Annotated in this window: 16 protein-coding genes; 10 read left to right on the forward strand and 6 right to left on the reverse strand. The window is 61.4% G+C overall.

All coding sequences use genetic code 11. From position 1 onward, the window contains the following. Positions 1-809: 809 nt before the first annotated feature. Positions 810-1,562 (reverse strand): SDR family oxidoreductase, encoded by a 753-nt coding sequence (locus I8J29_RS23205; protein WP_090643783.1) that lies wholly within the window; start codon positions 1,560-1,562, stop codon positions 810-812. 91 nt (positions 1,563-1,653) lie between these two features. Next, positions 1,654-2,133 (reverse strand): carboxymuconolactone decarboxylase family protein, encoded by a 480-nt coding sequence (locus I8J29_RS23210; protein ID WP_090644398.1) that lies wholly within the window; start codon positions 2,131-2,133, stop codon positions 1,654-1,656. 355 nt (positions 2,134-2,488) lie between these two features. Between I8J29_RS23210 and I8J29_RS23215 the strand changes: the two genes are divergently transcribed. The 6 genes from I8J29_RS23215 to I8J29_RS23240 all read left to right on the forward strand — a co-directional run bounded on the left by I8J29_RS23215 (position 2,489) and on the right by I8J29_RS23240 (position 8,625). Continuing rightward, complete coding sequence (locus tag I8J29_RS23215) at positions 2,489-3,937, forward strand: spore germination protein (RefSeq protein ID WP_338113268.1); 1,449 nt, start codon at positions 2,489-2,491, stop codon at positions 3,935-3,937. Beyond that, positions 3,934-5,109, forward strand: coding sequence for a Ger(x)C family spore germination protein (locus I8J29_RS23220; protein WP_208849838.1), 1,176 nt, complete (start codon positions 3,934-3,936; stop codon positions 5,107-5,109). The genes I8J29_RS23215 and I8J29_RS23220 overlap by 4 nt, the downstream gene beginning before the upstream one ends. A gap of 3 nt (positions 5,110-5,112) precedes the next feature. Beyond that, positions 5,113-6,213: a GerAB/ArcD/ProY family transporter gene (locus I8J29_RS23225; protein ID WP_208849839.1), complete on the forward strand. Its 1,101-nt coding sequence runs from the start codon at positions 5,113-5,115 to the stop codon at positions 6,211-6,213. Positions 6,214-6,300: 87 nt separating this feature from the next. Continuing rightward, complete coding sequence (gene sigJ, locus I8J29_RS23230) at positions 6,301-7,173, forward strand: RNA polymerase sigma factor SigJ (protein WP_208849840.1); 873 nt, start codon at positions 6,301-6,303, stop codon at positions 7,171-7,173. Between the two features lie 191 nt (positions 7,174-7,364). Beyond that, complete coding sequence (locus I8J29_RS23235; protein WP_208849841.1) at positions 7,365-7,775, forward strand: MarR family winged helix-turn-helix transcriptional regulator; 411 nt, start codon at positions 7,365-7,367, stop codon at positions 7,773-7,775. 100 nt (positions 7,776-7,875) lie between these two features. Then, complete coding sequence (locus I8J29_RS23240) at positions 7,876-8,625, forward strand: SDR family NAD(P)-dependent oxidoreductase (RefSeq protein ID WP_208849842.1); 750 nt, start codon at positions 7,876-7,878, stop codon at positions 8,623-8,625. Between the two features lie 173 nt (positions 8,626-8,798). On the opposite strand, the gene I8J29_RS23245 is transcribed toward I8J29_RS23240, so the two are convergent. Continuing rightward, positions 8,799-9,509, reverse strand: a complete 711-nt coding sequence (locus tag I8J29_RS23245) for a YjjG family noncanonical pyrimidine nucleotidase (RefSeq protein ID WP_208849843.1) — start codon at positions 9,507-9,509, stop codon at positions 8,799-8,801. 168 nt (positions 9,510-9,677) lie between these two features. Further along, entirely contained in the window at positions 9,678-10,121 is a 444-nt protein-coding gene (locus I8J29_RS23250; protein WP_208849844.1) for a carboxymuconolactone decarboxylase family protein, read from the reverse strand. A gap of 222 nt (positions 10,122-10,343) precedes the next feature. On the opposite strand from I8J29_RS23250, the gene I8J29_RS23255 reads away from it, so the two are divergent. After that, positions 10,344-10,850 carry an RrF2 family transcriptional regulator gene (locus I8J29_RS23255; protein WP_208849845.1) on the forward strand — a complete coding sequence of 169 codons (507 nt, stop codon included), beginning with the start codon at positions 10,344-10,346 and terminating at the stop codon, positions 10,848-10,850. Positions 10,851-11,254: 404 nt separating this feature from the next. Here I8J29_RS23255 and I8J29_RS23260 read toward each other — a convergent pair whose 3' ends face one another. Next, positions 11,255-12,082, reverse strand: coding sequence for a helix-turn-helix transcriptional regulator (locus I8J29_RS23260; protein WP_208849846.1), 828 nt, complete (start codon positions 12,080-12,082; stop codon positions 11,255-11,257). A gap of 177 nt (positions 12,083-12,259) precedes the next feature. On the opposite strand from I8J29_RS23260, the gene I8J29_RS23265 reads away from it, so the two are divergent. The 3 genes from I8J29_RS23265 (at position 12,260) to melA (ending at position 16,295) form a co-directional block, all read left to right on the forward strand. Continuing rightward, positions 12,260-13,357 (forward strand): FG-GAP repeat domain-containing protein, encoded by a 1,098-nt coding sequence (locus I8J29_RS23265; protein ID WP_208849847.1) that lies wholly within the window; start codon positions 12,260-12,262, stop codon positions 13,355-13,357. After that, the gene (locus tag I8J29_RS23270; RefSeq protein WP_208849848.1) at positions 13,354-14,433 is read left to right on the forward strand and encodes a Gfo/Idh/MocA family protein; all 1,080 of its coding nucleotides are present in this window, start codon (positions 13,354-13,356) and stop codon (positions 14,431-14,433) included. The genes I8J29_RS23265 and I8J29_RS23270 overlap by 4 nt, the downstream gene beginning before the upstream one ends. Before the next feature lie 449 nt (positions 14,434-14,882). Continuing rightward, entirely contained in the window at positions 14,883-16,295 is a 1,413-nt protein-coding gene (gene melA, locus I8J29_RS23275) for an alpha-galactosidase (RefSeq protein ID WP_208849849.1), read from the forward strand. Between the two features lie 395 nt (positions 16,296-16,690). Here melA and I8J29_RS23280 read toward each other — a convergent pair whose 3' ends face one another. Continuing rightward, a complete protein-coding gene (locus I8J29_RS23280) occupies positions 16,691-18,163 on the reverse strand; it encodes an aminoacyl-histidine dipeptidase (protein WP_208849850.1) in 1,473 nt (490 codons plus the stop codon). Positions 18,164-18,281 lie beyond the last annotated feature (118 nt).

An 18,281-nucleotide genomic window follows, 5' to 3' on the forward strand; every position in this document is an offset into this window, starting at 1 on the left:
GACCGTTTGCTTTTTAAACTCTTCGTTGTACCGTTGCCGTTGTTCCCCCACCGTGGGACACCTCGCTTTCGTTAAGTTGATTATCTTGTTTTTCTTAACGATGTGTCCACTTTTTATTCTAGTTGCATACGATCCGTTATTTCGCGTCCCGGCCCCGGTTTTGCCGGCATTCGATACGAATAAGCGCGCCTGTGGCCGCGAAACTCCGAAATCGCGCAAAAAAGCGACGATAACGGCTCTCCTGTCCGCTCGATCGTGAACCAGGGGCGATTGCCACAACTTGAACCGCGATAGCCACACACACCAAAAGGGCTGTCCCGCGTCGCCTTACGGCGAACGGGACAGCCCCTTTGCGTGCTTGCAGCTTGATTGCTTGTAGTCTGATTGCTTGCAGCTTGATTGCTTGTAGCCTGATTGCTTTGGGCTTGATTGCTGCTTGGTTATTCTTTGCTCGGTTACTTGTTAACTTGGTTACTTATTACCTTAGCTGCTCTTAACCAAGTTTCTCTTAACCAAGTTTCTCTTCGCCTGGTCGCCCTTAACCAAGCTGTTCTTTACCTCTATTAACCTGGTTACTTGTTAACCTCGTTGCTTGTAAACCCGGTTCTTTATGAGCTAGCTATTTTTAGCCTAGCTACTTTTTTGACTAATTATTTTTCCAACTAGCTCCTTTTAATCCTAGCTCTTTCGCCTAGCGGCCCTACACCTGCCGCTAGCTCGCCTGTCCGCCATGGTCCGGCGATGCCCGCAACCGCGCAAGCCCCGCCGGTTTACGCAGTCGGCGCTTTTACGCAGCCGGCGCTTCCGGCTTATTTCGAGCCGACCAGCCAGTCCGTGAACCGCGTCGGCGCGATGCGCGGCTTCGAATCGTCGGCCGGAACGAGCGACTTTTCTTCCAGCGTCGACCCGTAGTAGCGCGCGCCGTTATCCGTGACGACCTGACGCGGGTCGCCTTTCGATTCCAAATACAGCCGGACGAGCTCGTCGAAACGCATCCGTTCCGGACCGGCCACCTCGACGATGCCGTTCGCCGGCGACGCGACCGCGACATCGGTCAGCGCGGCGGCGACGTCATCCGAGACGATCGGCTGGAACGCGACGTTCGGCACGCGGACCGTGTTGCCGTCCGCGAACGAATCGGCGATGCCGCCGACGAATTCGAAGAACTGCGTGGCGCGGAGAATCGTGTACGGAACTCCGGAAGCCGCGATCAGCTTCTCTTGCGCCGTCTTCGCGCGGAAATAGCCGTTCTCCGGCAGGCCGTCGGTGCCTACGATGGACAGGGCGACGTGATGCTTCACGCCGGCCGCCGCTTCGGCCGCAAGCAGATTGCGGCTCGACGTTTCGAAAAAGTCCAGCACGGCCTGGTCTTCCCAAGACGGCGCGTTCGCCACGTCGACGACGACCTGCGCGCCGCTCAGCGCTTCGGCCAAGCCTTCGCCGGTCACGGCGTTGACGCCTTTGGAAGGCGACGCCGCCACGGCTTCATGCCCCAGCTCTTGAAGGTTATGGACGAGCTTCTTACCGATCAATCCGGTACCGCCGATGACTACGATTTTCATGTTCGTTTCCCCCTTGGTAACTACCCTTGTCGGGCTACTCGTTGTGTCCGGTTCTACTGCCGATACGCGATTGCCTCGTACGCGCTCCCGCTTAGCTCAAGCCCGCTTTCGTCAGACCGAACGCGGCGTCGGCCGAGCCCGGCGTCATTTTGAACGCCACGTTGGCGCGGTTCCAAGCGTTGATCGCCATGACCGAGAACGTCAGATCCGAAAGCTCCTTCTCCGAGAACTGCTCGCGAACGCGGTTGTACAGCTCGTCCGGCACGCCGTGCTCCGGAATCCGGGTCAGCACTTCGGTCCACGCGAGCGCGGCCCGTTCGCGCGGCTCGAACAGGTTCGATTCCCGCCAAATCGCGATGTGGTAGAGGCGAAGCTCGCTTTCGCCGTGGATTTTGGCTTCCTTCACGTGCATATCCAGGCAAAAGCCGCAGCCGTTCATTTGGGAAGCGCGGATATGAACGAGATGTTGGATTTTCGCGTCGATCGCGCTTTGTTTCTCGGCCGTGCTGAGTCCCATCATCGCTTTGGTCAGTTCCGGCGATTGCTGCATGTAATTTAAACGTTGAGTCATGATTAATTCCCTCTCTTCGTTGGATTTGGTTTGCACCTTGGCGGATCCTGGTCTGCGCGGCATCCCCGATCGGCATGTCGCGGTCCTTCACGAAGCCGTCCTGTCCGGGCGATCGCGATTGCCGAAATCCGGCGTCGTTCCGCCCGCGATTCCGTTCGCCGCGCGTCCCTCTCGATCGGCTTTCAAGCATAGAACGATCGAGCGCCGCGGGTTGTGACAAGCCGCGCCGCCAAGAATATTTTGGATCCGCGCCTCTGCGAGCGCCGGCGGTTCGCATGCAAAATTTGCATAGCCGCCATGCGCAACGTCCATAATATCCACCATAAAATCTGTATTTAACCGGGGTGATTGTCCAGTGCGAGCCATCAACCGCGACATCGAAGCGAACGAAGCGTTTCTCAAGGCGCAATTCGATCATTGCTCGGACATGATCTTGCGGTCCTACAGGTTGAAGGACGGCACGATGCTGCTGCTCGCGTATCTGGACGGCATGGCGAGCTTGGACAGCGCGGAGGAAAATCTGTTAAAGCCCCTTCTCTTCGGCGGTCTTCCGCAAGGCATGGCGCGCATCCAGTCGCTCGCCGAGATGTTCGCCCGCGAATGGATGCCGCTCTCGAACGTCAAGACGGTCGACTCCATGGAAGAGCTCGTCCGGCATATCCTGCTCGGAAGCTTGGCCATGCTGGTGAACGGCGAGCCGACCGCGCTGGTCGCGCCCGCGCCGGGCTACGAGACGCGGGGCATCCAAGAGCCGCACAAGGAATCGACCCTTCGGGGGTCGAAGGAAGGCTTCGTCGAGCAGCTCCGGACGAATACGACGCTGCTCCGGCGAAGAATCGTGCACGACGGGCTGAAGACGGAGTCGTTCACGATCGGCACGTATACGCAAACCGAAGTCGTCCTGACGTATATCAAGGGGAAGGCGTCCGAGCGCGTGCTTGCGGACGTCAGGGAAAGGCTCGGCAAGATCGAGGCCGACGGCGTCATCGATTCCGCTTACCTCGAGGAATGGCTCGAGGACAATTCCTTCTCCCTCTTCCCGCAGATTCTGAATACCGAGCGCCCGGATATCGTCGCGGCCAGCCTCTTGGAAGGGAAAGTCGCCCTCCTGACGAACGGAACGCCCTTCGCCCTTATTATGCCCATTACGTTCTGGTCCGGTCTGCAGTCGGCCGACGATTATTTCGAACGCTTCGTCTTCGTCATCCTGACCCGGATGGTCCGCTATATCCTGACCTTCGTTTCGTTCGCCTTGCCCGCCCTTTACGTCGCGCTGTCCACCTTCCATCCCGAGATGGTGCCGAGCAATCTCATGATCGGGATCGCGACCGCCCGGGAAAATTCGCCGTTTCCGACGATGATCGAGGTGCTCCTCATGATGTTCGTCTTCGACGGCCTGCAGGAGGCCGGCGTGCATCTCCCGAACCAGCTCGGTCCGGTCGTCAGCATCATCGGCGCGCTCGTCATCGGTCAGGCCGCCGTCGAGGCGGGCATCATTTCCACGCCGATCATCATCGTCATCTCCCTGACGGGCATCGCGGCGTATACGATTCCGCGGTACAGCGCCACCTTGCCCTTCCGGCTGCTCCGCTATCTCATGCTGATCTTCGCCGGCTGGCTCGGCTTCGTCGGCTTCGCGTTCGGCGTCATCTTCCTGCTGCTCCATCTGGTCATGCTGGAATCGTTCGGCACGCCGTTCTTCAGCCCCGTCGCGCCGTTCGACGGTCCGCGGCTCAAGAACCTGATCGTCCGCTATCCCTTCTGGGCGAAGAACGGCCGGAACAAGAAGGGACGCCGGCCATGATCCGCTTCGCGCTTCTGGCGGGCGTCCTGCTCCTGCTCGCGGTTCCGGCCGCCGGCTGCACCGATTTCGTCGAGCCGAACCAATTGGCCTTCGTCATGGGGAGCGGCATGGACGATGCCGGGGACGGCCTCATCGAGGTCAGCCACCAGATCGTCATTCCCTCGCGCCTTAGAGGGGGCAGCTCCGACAAAGTCGATCAATACATCGTCATGTCGGCCAAGGGCAAAAACCTGTTCGACGCCACCCAAAAAATCCAGCTCAAGCTGTCCCGCCGGCTGATGACGAGCCACCGGATTCTGATCGCCTTCGGCGAGTCGTACGTCAAGCAAAACGACATCGGGCTGTTATACGATAAAATCGGCCGCGACCCGACGAACAGCTTAAGGGATGCCATCCTGCTCATCCGAGGCGGCACCGCGAAGGAATTTCTCATGCAGAAGCATCCCATGGAATTTCTGCCCAGCGTCGCGGCCGGGAAGGAGCTGCAGATCAACGGGCTGCGCAAATTCAGCGCCCGGCAGCTCGTCATCGACAGCCTGACCGGCGGAACCCGTCCCCTCTTGCCGTTCCTCCAAATCGAGAAGGTCGAGCTCAGCCCGGATAAAAAGACGCCGATTGCCGCCTTGAGCGGCTTCGCCGTCCTGGACGAGCAGCGCAGAATCAAAGGCTACCTGGACGAAACCGAAGGCAAGCGCGCCGTCTGGATGAGCGGGAAAGGCACCTTCGACGCCATTACCGTTCCGTGGAAGGACACCAAAGGCACGCTCTCGTTCCGGCTGACGCATATCGAGCGGAAGCTTCGCGCGGCCGGCAGCCGTGCGCCCGAGCGCGTCGGCCTGACCGTCAAGGCGCAGGCGTACCTGCTCGAAAACACGACCGCCCTCGACATGGCCGAGGTGGACAACATGATCGCCGTTCAGCACTACTTGAACGCGGAAGTCCGGAAGCAGCTGCAGGGGACGATGGACAAGGTCCGGCAGTGGGGATCCGACGTCTTCGGCGTCGGCGAATATCTGCATCATACCTACCCGTATTGGTGGAAGACGCACAAGACCGATTGGGACGAGGGCTTCAAACGCCTCGACGTGGCCGTCGAGACGAAGATTCAACTCCGGTCGGTCGGCACGATCGGCGCACCGTACAAGACAAACGAGGAAAAGGCGTGGCGATGAAGGATGAAAATTAGCGGCTACCAGCTGTTCTGGCTGATCAACATCTCCTCCATGATCATGTATTCCTATCTGCCCATTCAGCTGGCCGCGGAAGTGTCCGCCCAGGACTGCTGGATCTCCGAGCTGCTCGGCAGCTCCGCCATGATGGCGATTACGTGGCTCATGCTCCGGCTCTGCATAAGGCATCCGAACAAGACGCTGGTCGGCTTCATGAAGGAGCTGCTCGGAACCGTGCTCGGCAAGCTCCTCGCGACGGCTTATTTCGCGCTCTGGTTCATGCAGCTGTCGCTGATCGCGAAGGGGACGATCGAATTTCAAAATCTGGTCATGCTCCACAACACGCCGATGATCGTCATTCTGCTGCTCCTGCTGTTCACGGTGACGTATGCGGTGTGGAAAGGCGGTCTCACGGCCGTCAGCCGCTGCGCGGAAGTCATCGGCCCGATCTTCATGTTCACGCTGTTCGCGCAGCTTTTCCTGAACCCGCAGGATATGGAGCTGGGCCGCATCCTGCCGGTGTACGCCGACTCGGGCTGGTACCGCATCCTCAAGGGCGCGTGGCACTCCGTCTATTACATGATGGACCCGTCGATCGTGCTGATGCTGTTCTTCTTCGCCGAGAACAAGCGCGCCGCTTCGCGCGCGGTTATATGGGGCACGGCGGTCTCGATGCTGTGGGGGGTATTGGCCACGCTGGTCTTGCTGTTCGTGACCGGACCGAACATGGCCGCCGAAATGATCGCCCCCATCTATTCGCTGACCAAATTCGTGTCGATTCTGAATTTCATCCAGAACATCGACGCGATCTACATCCCGTTATGGCTGCTCGGCGCCTTCGTCAAGCTGGCCGTCGGCTTGTTCATCCTGAGCTACGGTCTGTCCGAGTGGTCCGGATTCAAGAATTGGAAGCTGATCGCCGGCCTGATGACGTGCGCTGCCGTCGGGTACATCCTCTACAGCGGTCATCATGCCCGGTTGGCCTATACGCTCAAGAACCCGTATTTGGTCAATTACTTCTATCCCTTCGTCTACCTCGTCGTTCCCCCGTTGTTATGGGCGATCGGCAGCATGCGGAAGGGCCGCCGGGCACCGGGCATCCGATAGGCATGTCACAAAATCCCCCCTGCGTTCGTTTCATGAAAAGGGTCGACCTACAACCGAACGCAACCCGAAAAGAACGGAAGTGGTACGATGCAAGAACTGTATACCAACTATAAATCGCTGCTGTTTACGCTCGCCTACCAGCTGACCGGCTCCGTGTCCGACGCGGAGGACGTGGTGCAGGACGTCTTTCTGAAAATTTACGACGTGCCGCCGGAGAAGCTTGCGGAGCCAAAGGCCTATCTCTGCAAGATGGTCACGAACCGCTGCCGCGATCTGCATAAATCGGCCCGAAAAAAACGGGAACAATACGTCGGCGAATGGCTGCCCGAGCCGTTCCTGACGTCGCCCGACGATTCGATGGAATCGGAGGTGGTGCGCGACGATCTGCTGTCCTACGCGATGCTCGTGCTGCTGGAGCGGCTCAGTCCGTCGGAACGGGCCGTATTCGTCCTGCGCGAGGCGCTCGGCTTCGATTATCAGGAGATCGCCGGGCTCGTGGACAAGAGCGAACCGAACTGCCGCAAGCTGTTCAGCCGCGCCCGCGCCAAGATGGGGATCGACCAGGAGGAGCTCGTCCGGCCCGAAAGCGAAACGGCCGGCAGCGAATGGGTGCAGGGCTTCCTGGCCGCGCTGAAGCAGGGCAACTTGAACGAGGTGATATCCATGCTCAGCCAAGAGGTCGAGCTGGTCACCGACGGCGGCGGCAAAGCGAGCGTCATTCCCCGGCCGATCGCGACGAGGAAGCGCGTCGCGGCGTTTCTGTTCGGTCCGCTTCGCCAAATCGCGACGCTGGCCGGACAGCTGGCGATCGAGCTCGTGCAGCTGAACGGCCAGCCGGGGCTCATTCTGCGGTCGGACGAAGGGACCCGTTCCGCGGTGCTCTTTCACGTCGAGGGAAACGCGATCCGAAACTTCTATATCGTACGGAATCCCGACAAACTGACGCATATCGGCGGATGAGGCGGCGGCCGCAGGCCCGGCGCAAAGGCCAGGAACGATTCCCCAGTTGACAGCCGGCAGCCGTTCTTTTATTGTTAATTTGCTAATAGTTAATTGTTTAACCGTTGGCTGGGCGATCGCTCTTCTCCCAGGCGATTCCCGCACGATAAGGAGGTTGTCGTATCGAGAAATGGAATCCGTTCGAGACGCCGATGCCGGCGATCGACGTTTTTTTGACGCTCTATAAGACCAATCACCGGCTGGTGCAAACACTGGAAGAGCAGCTCGGCAGCTTCGGACTGACGCTCGGCCGTTGGTGCCTGCTGGTCGCCCTGAGGTCCGGCGGCAGGCCAATGCTCCCTTCCGAGCTGAGCGACGATCTGGCCGTCACGCGGGCGAACGTCAGCAATTTACTGAACGCCCTCGAGAAGGCCGGCCGGATCGAACGGGCATTCGACCCCGCCAACCGGAAGCGAATTCTCGTCCACCTCACGCCGCAAGGCCGCGAGGTCATCGCGAACGTCTGGCCCGTCTACGAGCAGACGATCGCCCGGCTGGTCGGCGGCAAGCTCTCGCCGGACGAACAGGCGCAGCTGAGCGCCCTGTTGAAGAAGTTGGTATGACGCAAAGAATATCGTCCCTGCCATATAAGGAGGGCGTATTCCGTCTAATGGTTAATTCATTAATTATTAATTATCTAATTATAAAGGAGAGGTTCTTATTATGGTATTCAACGGTAAAGTCGCGATCATTACGGGCGGAGGGGCAGGCATCGGCTTGGCCGCTGCCCGATTATTGGCGGAGCAAGGCGCGAAGGTGCTCGTCACCGGCCGCCGGGAAAGCCGTCTGAAGGAAGTCGAAGCCCTCCATCCGAATCTCAAGGGCTTCCCGGCGGACGCCGGCGACGCGGATTCGGCCTCCCGTACGGTCGCGGCGGCGATCGGCCTCTGGGGACGGCTCGATCTCGTCGTCAACAACGCGGGAGCCGGCGCGATTCAGCCGCTCGTCGACGTGGACGCCCAGTCGGCGCAGGACATGCTCGCGATCAACGTCATCGGCCCGACGCTGCTCGCGGCCGCCGCGGTTCCGCATCTGGCGAAGACGAACGGCACGATCATCAACCTGTCCAGCACGTACGGCAGCAAGGCGGGAAGCGGTCTGTCGCTCTACGCCGCGAGCAAGGCGGCGCTGGAGCATCTGACCCGCTGCTGGGCGCTCGAGCTCGCGCCGCAGGGCATCCGCGTGAACGCGATCGCGTCCGGACCGGTGGAGTCGGACTTCCTCCGCGAGCGCATGGGGCTCTCCGACGAGCAAATCGCCGCCGTCAAGGAGCAGGAGCGGCAGGCGATTCCGCTCGGCCGCCGCGGCGAGCCGGCCGACGTCGCGCGGTGGATCGCGAAGCTGGCCGATCCCGAAGCGGACTGGATCACGGGCCAAGTCATCGCGGTCGACGGCGGCCTGACGATCGCCTGAGGCTCGGTTCGCGGACGGCTTGTCCTGGGCCGGGACAGGCAATCCTGTCGCCTCCCGGCCAGCCGGCAGAACGACTCGACCCGCGCAATCGGCAATACAAAGCGGAAGACCGGGCCACGTTCGCCCGGTCTTCTTTTTGTCCGCTATCTTGCTGCGTTGCAGTCTTACGACCTTTACGGAGCTGCGCCCGGCTCCGCGCAGATGGCCAACAGCTCCGTTAAGCTCGAGATCGCGTACGTGCTCGGTATCGCCTGCGGGCCGGATTGCGCCGCCCGGTTTCGGTTGATCCAGCAGGTATCGATGCCCGCCTGTTGACCGCCTTTAATATCCGTATTTAACGAGTCCCCGATGATCAGCGCTTCATGCCGGTTAAAATCCGGAATATGCCGCATCACGTGATCGAAAAAAGCAGGGGAAGGCTTCTGGGCGCCGATGCTCTGCGAATCGAAGATGTCTTCGAAGAATTCGTCAAGCCCCGACTGCTTGAGCCGCTTGATCTGCGTGCGCGTAATCCCGTTCGTGACGACGAACAAGCGATGGGTCGCGGACAACCGCCGGCAGACGTCCAGCGCGTCGTCCATCACGACCTGGTCTCCTTCGCCCAAGAGTTCGCGATACAAGGCTTCCCATTCCGGGCCGTTCACGACCTTGCCGAGCTTCAGCATCGTCTCCGAAAACCTGGAGTTCAGTACGACGTCCAGCGTTATGGCTCCGCTCTCGTACTCGGCCCATAATTGCTTGTTGACGGTATGATAATGCCGGAACAGCTCGTCCGGGTACGCATACCCGAACTGCCGAAACAATCGGGTTAACGAGTCCGTCTCGTTCGCGCCGAAATCCAGCAGCGTATCGTCGAGATCGAACAGCAGGATTTTGTAGCGCATAAGGTCCCCCGGTCTATGCATAAGCTGGTTTCGTTTAAATCGTTCGACCATCAAGGATACGGCCAAGTTGCCATCCGATCAGAGTATCTCCCGCCGCACGGGACTTCATTCTGGCGGCGGCGTTTGGCCGAAAGCTAAGCCGTGCAATGATCGGGCTTCGTTCCGGGCTCAATCCTCTTCGGGGAACATGCCGGTCGAGATGGCGAGCCGGTTCCACGCGTTGATCGTGTTGATCGCCATGATGATGGCTACGAATTCCGCTTCGTCGACGTGCGCCCGAACCTTCTCGTACACGTCCTGCGGCACGCCATGCTCGGAGATGCGGGTCACCGCTTCCGTCAGCTCGAGCACCGCCCGTTCTTTATCCGTGTAAAACGGCGCTTCGCGCCAAGCGTTCAACAAGTACAGCCGCTGCTCCGTCTCCCCCAGCTTGCGCGCGTCCTTCGTGTGCATGTTGATGCAGAACGCGCAGCCGTTGATTTGCGAGGCTCTGATTTTGATGAGCTCGTACAGCTTCGCGTCCAGCCCGCTCGTTTTATTGAATCCTTCCAGCTTCAGCATCGTTTGGAACGCGCCCGGATTGGCTTCGGTATAGTTGAATCGGACTTTCATCGTATCTCCTCCGTTATTCGTATTTGGCCTCGCGGCCACATTGTCGACAACATCTATCGTTGATCGATTGCACCTACAATATAACGCTTGGGTTTGCGGTTGTCAATTCGCCATCTTCCGGAATTTCGGCGCACGGCTGCCGTCCGGCCCCTATTTGACAAGGGGGCTAAATCTACCTAAGATGTTTACTATCAACCGTGCGTCATGAAAGCAGGTGTCCGCATGCAGTATAGTATCGGCGTTGAATATGCCCTGCACTGCTTGGTTTATTTGATCGATATTCCGCCTGATGCGACCGTCGGCATTAAAGAGCTCTCCGCGTTCCAAGGGATCTCGGAAACCTATCTGTCGAAGATCTTCGGCAAGCTGGCGAAAGCCGGCATCGTCGGCTCCGTTCCCGGCGTCAAGGGCGGGTATAAACTAGCCAAGCCTCCGGCGGAGATCTCGTTTTGGGACGTCGTGGAAGCCGTCGAAGGCGTCACGCCCATTTTTCAGTGCAAAAACATCAAAGACAACAGCTATCTGTGCCGCAGCGACGACGAATACGCCGCCTGCGCCCGCGCCATGCCTTGCACGATCAATCTCACGATGCTCGAAGCCGAAGAGAGCATGCGCAATTCGCTGCGCGGGAAGTCCCTGCTGTGGCTGAACGAGGAGCTCGACCGCGTATTGACGCCCAAGGCGCGCCAAGACACGCGCGATTATTTCGCCGGCGTCGGCGGCGTTTGACGGGGCGGCGCCGCGGCTATTCGCAGGCAAGGCGGCAGTCACCGCCGCGGCCCCGGAACGGCGCGATGAAGAGCGCCGCGCAAGAATCATAAGCAGCCCAAAGAGCCTTCGCGAGGCAACATGCCGCACGAAGGCTCTTTGGGCTGTATCGCATTCGTTTCGGGTCGCGGGATCGGCAAGGTCCGCCCGCCGGCCGCAGGACGAAGAACGGCATCGCCGGCCTGCCGGCCGCTTCCGCCGCGGCCGCTCCGAAACGCCCCTTATATCCGCTGCAAGGCCCACACCAACCAGACGAGCGCCCCCACCATGAGACCGCAGCTGCCGAATAACGCAAGAAGCACGAGTTTGTTTTTCATCGTTGTCAGCCTCCTTATCGAATGCCCGAATCGGATCACGCGTAGGGTTCAACCGTCGTCCCTGTATTGGCGCGGCGTCGTGCCGGTCGTCTTCATGAACGCGTTATAGAACGAGGGTTCGCTCTGGTAGCCGACGATTTCGGCGATTTGCTTCACCTGCAGACCGGTCGTGCGCAAATACCGCTTCGCCGCTTCCATTCGGCAATAGATCAAAAACTGAATCGGGCTGACGCCTACGATTTCTTTAAACAAATGCGCCAGATGATATTTGTTCAAATACGTGTCCGCGGCGAGCGAGGCCAGCGTATGGGCGGCGCCGTAATTCTCCTCCAGCAACCGCTTCGCCTTCCACACCGCTTCCTTGGCCGTCGAGCGGCCGCGTTCCGCCGCGTCCCCGTAGTGCGCGAGCCGCGCCAGCTTCACGAACAGCAGCCCCAGGTAGTGGCTGGCCGCAAGCTGCGATTCCGGCTCCATCCGGCGGTGCTCCGCGATGCAATCCTTCATCAGCTTGGAGACCGCGGGCAGATGCTCGCGCAGCTCGAGGACCGGCGCCTCGGCCGGATCGAAAAAATAATCCGGCGGCAGCGCGCCGATCTGCATGTCCGTAAACCCGATATACGTGGCGCGAAACGGATGCTTCGTCGACAGCTCCTTATGCCACAGGCCGCGCTGGTAGAACAGCAGCGTCCCCGGTCCCGCGGCGTAACGGCGCCCGTCGATCTCGAACTCCCCTTCTCCCTCCTCGATCAGCAAGATCTCGCTGTTGGCGTCGTGCTTATGAAGCTCCAGCAAGAACCGCCCCTCGTGGCCGTCGAACGCGAAGGTCGCGCCGGAGAGGAAGACCGGCTGGCTGCGAAACAGCGATGCCTCGCTCATCGAATCACCTCCGCAATCGCAAGAATCGATAGGTTTATTCACAAGCTTTCTTATTGAAACGCTCCCGGCGATGGCATAACCTTATATAGAAGATAGCGCTTGCATGGGATACATCCCAAGCATAGCGCATAACCGCAAGACGTACAACAATATTTAGTTGGAGGAGCGTGCGCAATCGTGCTGCAATTCAGGAAGCGCCACCTGTCCGAGGAGAAATACGAAGCCTGCGCCGTGTTCGACGTGAACGGCGACGTCGTGCCGGACATCGTCAGCGGCGCGTACTGGTACGAAGGGCCGGACTTCGCGAAGAAGCATTTTATCTGCGACGTCCTCGCGATCTCGGACTACCATGACGATTTCTCCGATTACCCGATGGACGTCGACGGCGACGGCCGGCTCGACATCGTGACCGGCGCCTGGTGGGGCGAGACGCTGCGCTGGCGCCGCAACCCCGGCGAGACCGGCGCGGCATGGGAGACGTTCGACATCGACCGCTGCGGCAGCATCGAGACGATCCGCTATCTCGATATCGACGGCTGCGGCGTGCCGGAGATTTTCCCGAACACGCCGGGCGCGCCTCAGGCGTTCTACAAGCTCGTTCGCGACGAAGCCGGACGCGGCACCGGCTCGTTCGAGAAATACGTCATCGGCGAAGGTCCGAGCGGCCACGGCCTGGGCTTCGTCGACGTGAACGGCGACGGCCGCATGGACGTGGTGCTGTCCGGCGGATGGCTGGAGCAGCCGGCGGATCCGTTCGCCGGGCCGTGGACGTTTCATCCCGAGTTCGACCTCGGCAGCGCCAGCGTGCCGGTGCTGGGCCACGACGTGAACGGCGACGGGCTCGTCGACCTGATCGTCGGGCAGGCGCACGATTACGGGCTGCATTGGTACGAGCAAGGCCGCTCGGCGGACGGCTCGCGCACGTGGACGAAGCACGAGATCGACATGTCGGGCTCCCAGTTCCACGACCTTCGGTTGGTCGATCTCGACCTGGACGGCGAGCTCGAGCTGGTCACCGGCAAGCGGTATCGGGCGCACAACGACGGCGACCCCGGCGCGTTCGACGACATCGGCCTCTACTACTACAAGCTCGGCGGCGGCCGCTTCGAGAAGCGCGTCATCGACTACGGCCCGGCGGGCGAGGCTTCCGGGGCCGGCATTTATTTCTGGGTGCAGGACCTGAGCGGCAACGGGTATCCCGACATCGTCGCGCCGGGCAAGGACGGCCTGTACCTGTTCGAAAACTTGGGACCAAGCGAGGGGGAACGGTCATGAGCAAGGTGAGAATCGGTTTCGTCGGCGGCGGCGGGATGGGTCAGATGGCGCATCTCAGCAATTACGCGGTGCTGACCGACGAATGCGAGGTCGTGGCGCTGGCGGAGATCCGGCCGCAATCCGCGGCGCTCGTCGCCGGACGCTACGGCATTCCGGAGGTGTATGCCGACCATCGCGAGCTGCTCGCGAACGCCAAGGTCGACGCCATCGTCGCCCCGCAGCAGTACCGCCACCACGCGGCGCTGATCCCGGATATCCTCCGGGCGGGCGTGCCCGTGTTCACGGAGAAGCCGCTCAGCCTGACCGTGGAAGCCGGCCGCGAGCTGGTACGCGTCGGCGAGGAGACCGGCACCTTGCATATGGTCGGCTACCACAAGCGCTCCGACCCGGCGATGGAACGCGCCAAGCGGGAAGTCGACGCCTGGCGGGCGAGCGGCGGCTTCGGCAAGCTGCGGAGCATCCGCGTCACCATGCCGCCGGGCGACTGGACGGCCGCGGCCGACAAGCCGCTGAACGCGGGCGACCCGTACCCGGCGCTGCAGCAGGAGCCGGGGCCGGCGGATTACACCGACGAGCAGACGCGCGAGCTGGATATCTTCGTCAACTATTACATCCATCAGGTGAACGCGATCCGCTTCTTCCTCGGCGGCGAGAACTACAAGCTGACGTTCGGCGACCGCGCCGGCGTGCTGCTCGCCGGCGAAAGCGACGGCGGCGTCACGGTCAGCCTGGAGATGGCGCCGTACCACACGTCGACCGAATGGCACGAGCACGTTATCGTCGCCTTCGAGCACGGCTTCGTCCGGGTCGACCTCCCCGCCCCGCTCGTCCGCCAGCAGGCGGGCAAGGTGACCATCTACAAGGACGGCCCCGGCGCCGGCGCGCCGGAGATCGTCCAGCCGATCATGCCGAACGTCTCGGCCATGCGCAACCAGGCCCGCAACTTCCTGGCGGCCGTCCGCGGCGAACGCCCGGCGCCCTGCACGTCCAAGGAAGCGCTCGTGGACCTGATCTTCGCCCGCTCGTACATCGACTACATGTCCCGCACCTACGGCGTGGGGCTGGCCAAGGTTTAGAGCCGTAAGGAGCAGGCGGAGGCCTGCTCCTTGGGGGCGTTGAGCGCGAGAGCGCGCAGGCGCCGTTGAGCGCCTCGGCGACGTTGAACGCTCGGCGGCGTTGAGCGTGCAGGCGGCATTGAGCGCGTAGGCGGCATTGAGCGTTCGACGGCATTGAGCGATCGATTGCATTGAGCGCTCGGCGCATTGAGCATTCGGCGCATTGAGCGCGCAGGCGCCGTTGGGGCCGCTCGGCGGCATTGAGCGTTCGGCTTCGCCGGCGCCTTGGCGGCTTTGGCGCCTAGGTACTTTGGCGCCCGGCGCTCGCTGGGCCTGCCGCCCGCCCGCGGCAGCGAAGCACCGTATCGTGTTAACGAGTAATCCGATGACAACAGCGAGCGGGGACCCGTATCGCCCGCAAGTTCATGCTTTCTCCTTTCTTTACCCATTCCAAAGAACGGGGTGTTCTTATGAGAAGAGTCGCCATCATCGGCGCCGGCAGCGTCGTCTTCTGCAAAACGCTGATCCTGGACATAATGGCCACCGAGGCGCTGGAAGAAACCGAGTTCGTGCTCATGGCGCCGTCCGCGAACAAGACGACCCACGTGAAAGCCTACATCGACCGCGTCATCGCGCATAACAACCTGAAGGCCACGGTCTCGATCACGACCGACCGCCGCGAAGCGCTCGCCGGCGCGAACTACGTCATCTGCTCTTTCCAGATCGGGGGCTTGGCCGCGTTCGAGCTCGACTACAAGATTCCGCTCAAATACGGCGTCGACCAATGCATCGGCGATACGCTGGGTCCGGGCGGCGTTTTCCGCGCCTTGCGCAGCATTCCCGTCATCCTCGATGTCGCGCGGGACATGGAAGAACTGTGCCCGAACGCGATTTTGCTCAATTACGTCAACCCGATGGCCATGATTTGCTGGGCGCTCGGCGAAACGAACATTCAATACGTCGGCCTGTGCCACGGCGTGCAGACGACGCTCGATCTCATCTCCGGCTACACCGGCGTGCCGAAGCAGGAGATTGATTTCGTGACCGGCGGCATCAACCACATGGGCTGGTTTCTCCGAATCGAGCACGAGGGCCGGGACCTCTACCCGCTCCTGCGCGAAAAGTTCGAGCAGCCGGAGTTTTACGTCAACGAGAAGGTGCGTGGGGAAGTGTTCCGGCATTTCGGCTACTTCATGACGGAGTCGACGGGCCACCTGTCCGAATACGTGCCGTGGTTCCGCCACAGCCGCAAGGCGCTGGACCTGTACTGCGACGAGCCCGCGTTCGGCGGCGAATCGGGCGCGTACTACAATTGGTGCATCTACGTGGCGGGCAAATACAAGGAGTCAGACCTTCTGACGGACGAATCGTCCGAGCTGCCGCCGCGGAGCATCGAATATTGCGCGTACATCATCGAGGCGCTCGAGACGGGCAAGCCGTTCAAATTCAGCGGCAACCTGCGCAACAACGGCATGATCAAGAATCTGCCGGACGACTGCTGCGCGGAAGGGCTCGTGTACGCCGACCGGACCGGCATCCACCGGACGATCGTCGGCGAGCTGCCGCCGCAATGCGCCGCGCTGAACCAGACGAACATCAACGTCCAGCGGCTCGCCGTCCTGGCCGCCAAGTCCGGCGATCCCGAGACCGTCGTGCAGGCGATCGCCCTCGATCCGCTGACCGCCTCCGTGCTGACGCTCAAGGAAATCCGCGACATGGTTACGGAGATGCTGGACGCCGAAAGCGAATGGCTGCCGCAGTTCGGCAACCGCCGGCCGCGCCCGACGCCGACGATTCCGATCCCGGCCGACGTGAAGCGCGCCGACGTGCCGATCGATCCGGCGCTCGCCATCTTCGCGCGCCTCGGGGAGCTGGCGCAGTAGCGGAATATGCGCCATGCGGAAAGGAAAAAGCCCAACCTCGGGCCGGATGCTTCCGGCGCCGGGGTTAGGCTTTTCGGGTTGGGGGCGGAGGTCGTGGAGCCGGCTGTGGAACCGCCGAGCAGCCTGCTATGCGGACACCAGCGCCGCTATTTTGCGTTTTTGGCCGGTTTTGCGCTTTTGGCGGCCATACGTTCCGCTATTGGAGCCAAAAGTGGCGCTGCGCACGGTGTTTCACGCCATTAACGGCTCTGGTGGCCGTCAAACTTGCAAATAGCGCGATTTCCGCAAAATAGCGGCTCCTGGGTCCGGCAAAGTCCGGCGGGACCGCCGACTGACACCGCCGAGCCGCCCGCCAACAAAAAAACCGCCGGGTTCCCCCGGCGGTTCATCGCGTTTTACCCTTTCAACGCCGCAAGCACATCCTCCAGGAACGCCCACGTCCGCTCCACCGACGAAATCGACAGATGCTCGTCCGGCGTGTGGATCTCGTACATGTTCGGCCCGAAGGAAACGGCGTCGAGGTCCGGCATTTTCTCGATCAGCACGCCGCATTCGAGGCCGGCATGGATCGCCTTGATCTCGATCGGCTTGCCGAAGCGCTTGTCGTATGCCGCCTCGATCACGGGGCGCAGCTTGGAATCCGCGCGGTACGGCCAGCCCGGGAAATAGTGGTCCGTGCGGAACTCGCAGCCGACCGCTTCCGCCAACGTCGCCATCGACCGCACGACGTCGTCGGTCTGCGAGCGCATGGAGCTGCGCGCCAAGCTTTGCATCACGACATGCGTCTCGTTCACGGACACGACGCCGAGGTTGGAGGACGTGCGCACGAGGTTGCCGATTGCCTTGTCCATGCTCAGCACGCCGTTCGGAATGAGCGCCAGCAAGCGGATGACGGCCGTTTTCACATCGTCCGCGAACGCCCTTCCGGCGGAATCGCCCGCGTCGAAGCCCGCCTGCAGCGTGACCGAGACGCCCTTGTCGCTCGCTTGGAACTCGTCCCGCAAAATGCCATTGAGCTCCGCGAGCCGTGCTTCGACCGCCGTTTTCGCCGCGCCGTCGAGGTACACCGCCGCTTCCGCTTCGCGCGGAATGGCGTTGACCTTCATTCCGCCGCCGACGCCCGCCAGCTCGAACGCGGCATGGCGGCGCAGGTCGTCCAGCACGCGGCCGAGCAGCTTGTTCGCGTTCCCGCGCTCATGGATGATGTCGTCGCCGGAATGGCCGCCCATCAGCCCTTGCACGGCGATCGTGTGCGGCTCGCCCGCGAACGAGCCCGCTTCCTTCCACGCCAGCGGCACGGTATGGTACGTGTTGATGCCGCCGGCGCTGCTCACGAACAGAATCCCTTCGCGGTCGGAGTCGAAATTGATCATCATTCGGCCTTTCAGGGGGGACGCGTCGAGCTTGAACGCGCCGCCCATGCTCGTTTCCTCCTCCGTCGTCAGGAGGATCTCCAGCTCCGGATGCGCCATGTCCGGCGAATCGATGATCGTCATCGCCGTCGCGACCGCGATGCCGTTGTCCGCGCCGAGCGTCGTGCCCTGCGCGTAGATCATGTCGCCGTCGATTTTGAACCGGATCGGATCCTTCGTGAAGTCGTGCACGGTCGACTTGTTCTTCTCGGTGACCATGTCCAGGTGGCCTTGGAAAATCACGATCGGCGCGTGCTCGTACCCGGGCGCCGCCGGCTTGCGGATGATCAGATTATGCCGGTCGTCCTGCAGCACCGCGCAGTTCCGCGCGCGCGCGAAATCCGCTACGAAGTCGCTGACCGCCTTCTCGTTGCCGGATCCGCGGGGAATGCGCGACAGTTCCTCGAAAAACCGAATGACCCGGCTGTCGCCGGCATAGACGTTGTCTTGGCTCATATGTAAAAAATCCTCCTTAATCAAATAAATGGCCTATGCTTCCAGTGTAGCGCATGCGCCTTCAAAACGCCAAATAAGGCGATTGGTTTGCGTTCACTGGCGTAAGACAGGGAATGCA

It is taken from the genome of Paenibacillus artemisiicola, assembly GCF_017652985.1.
GTDB classification, from domain to species: domain Bacteria; phylum Bacillota; class Bacilli; order Paenibacillales; family Paenibacillaceae; genus Paenibacillus_Z; species Paenibacillus_Z artemisiicola.

Coding starts and splice junctions, on each gene's coding strand:
- I8J29_RS23205 (WP_090643783.1), bottom strand. CDS start 1,562: ATGAAAATCGTAGTCATCGGCGGTACCGGATTGATCGGTAAGAAGCTC.
- I8J29_RS23210 (WP_090644398.1), bottom strand. CDS start 2,133: ATGACTCAACGTTTAAATTACATGCAGCAATCGCCGGAACTGACCAAA.
- I8J29_RS23220 (WP_208849838.1), top strand. CDS start 3,934: ATGATCCGCTTCGCGCTTCTGGCGGGCGTCCTGCTCCTGCTCGCGGTT.
- I8J29_RS23225 (WP_208849839.1), top strand. CDS start 5,113: ATGAAAATTAGCGGCTACCAGCTGTTCTGGCTGATCAACATCTCCTCC.
- sigJ (WP_208849840.1), top strand. CDS start 6,301: ATGCAAGAACTGTATACCAACTATAAATCGCTGCTGTTTACGCTCGCC.
- I8J29_RS23235 (WP_208849841.1), top strand. CDS start 7,365: ATGCCGGCGATCGACGTTTTTTTGACGCTCTATAAGACCAATCACCGG.
- I8J29_RS23240 (WP_208849842.1), top strand. CDS start 7,876: ATGGTATTCAACGGTAAAGTCGCGATCATTACGGGCGGAGGGGCAGGC.
- I8J29_RS23245 (WP_208849843.1), bottom strand. CDS start 9,509: ATGCGCTACAAAATCCTGCTGTTCGATCTCGACGATACGCTGCTGGAT.
- I8J29_RS23250 (WP_208849844.1), bottom strand. CDS start 10,121: ATGAAAGTCCGATTCAACTATACCGAAGCCAATCCGGGCGCGTTCCAA.
- I8J29_RS23255 (WP_208849845.1), top strand. CDS start 10,344: ATGCAGTATAGTATCGGCGTTGAATATGCCCTGCACTGCTTGGTTTAT.
- I8J29_RS23260 (WP_208849846.1), bottom strand. CDS start 12,082: ATGAGCGAGGCATCGCTGTTTCGCAGCCAGCCGGTCTTCCTCTCCGGC.
- I8J29_RS23270 (WP_208849848.1), top strand. CDS start 13,354: ATGAGCAAGGTGAGAATCGGTTTCGTCGGCGGCGGCGGGATGGGTCAG.
- melA (WP_208849849.1), top strand. CDS start 14,883: ATGAGAAGAGTCGCCATCATCGGCGCCGGCAGCGTCGTCTTCTGCAAA.
- I8J29_RS23280 (WP_208849850.1), bottom strand. CDS start 18,163: ATGAGCCAAGACAACGTCTATGCCGGCGACAGCCGGGTCATTCGGTTT.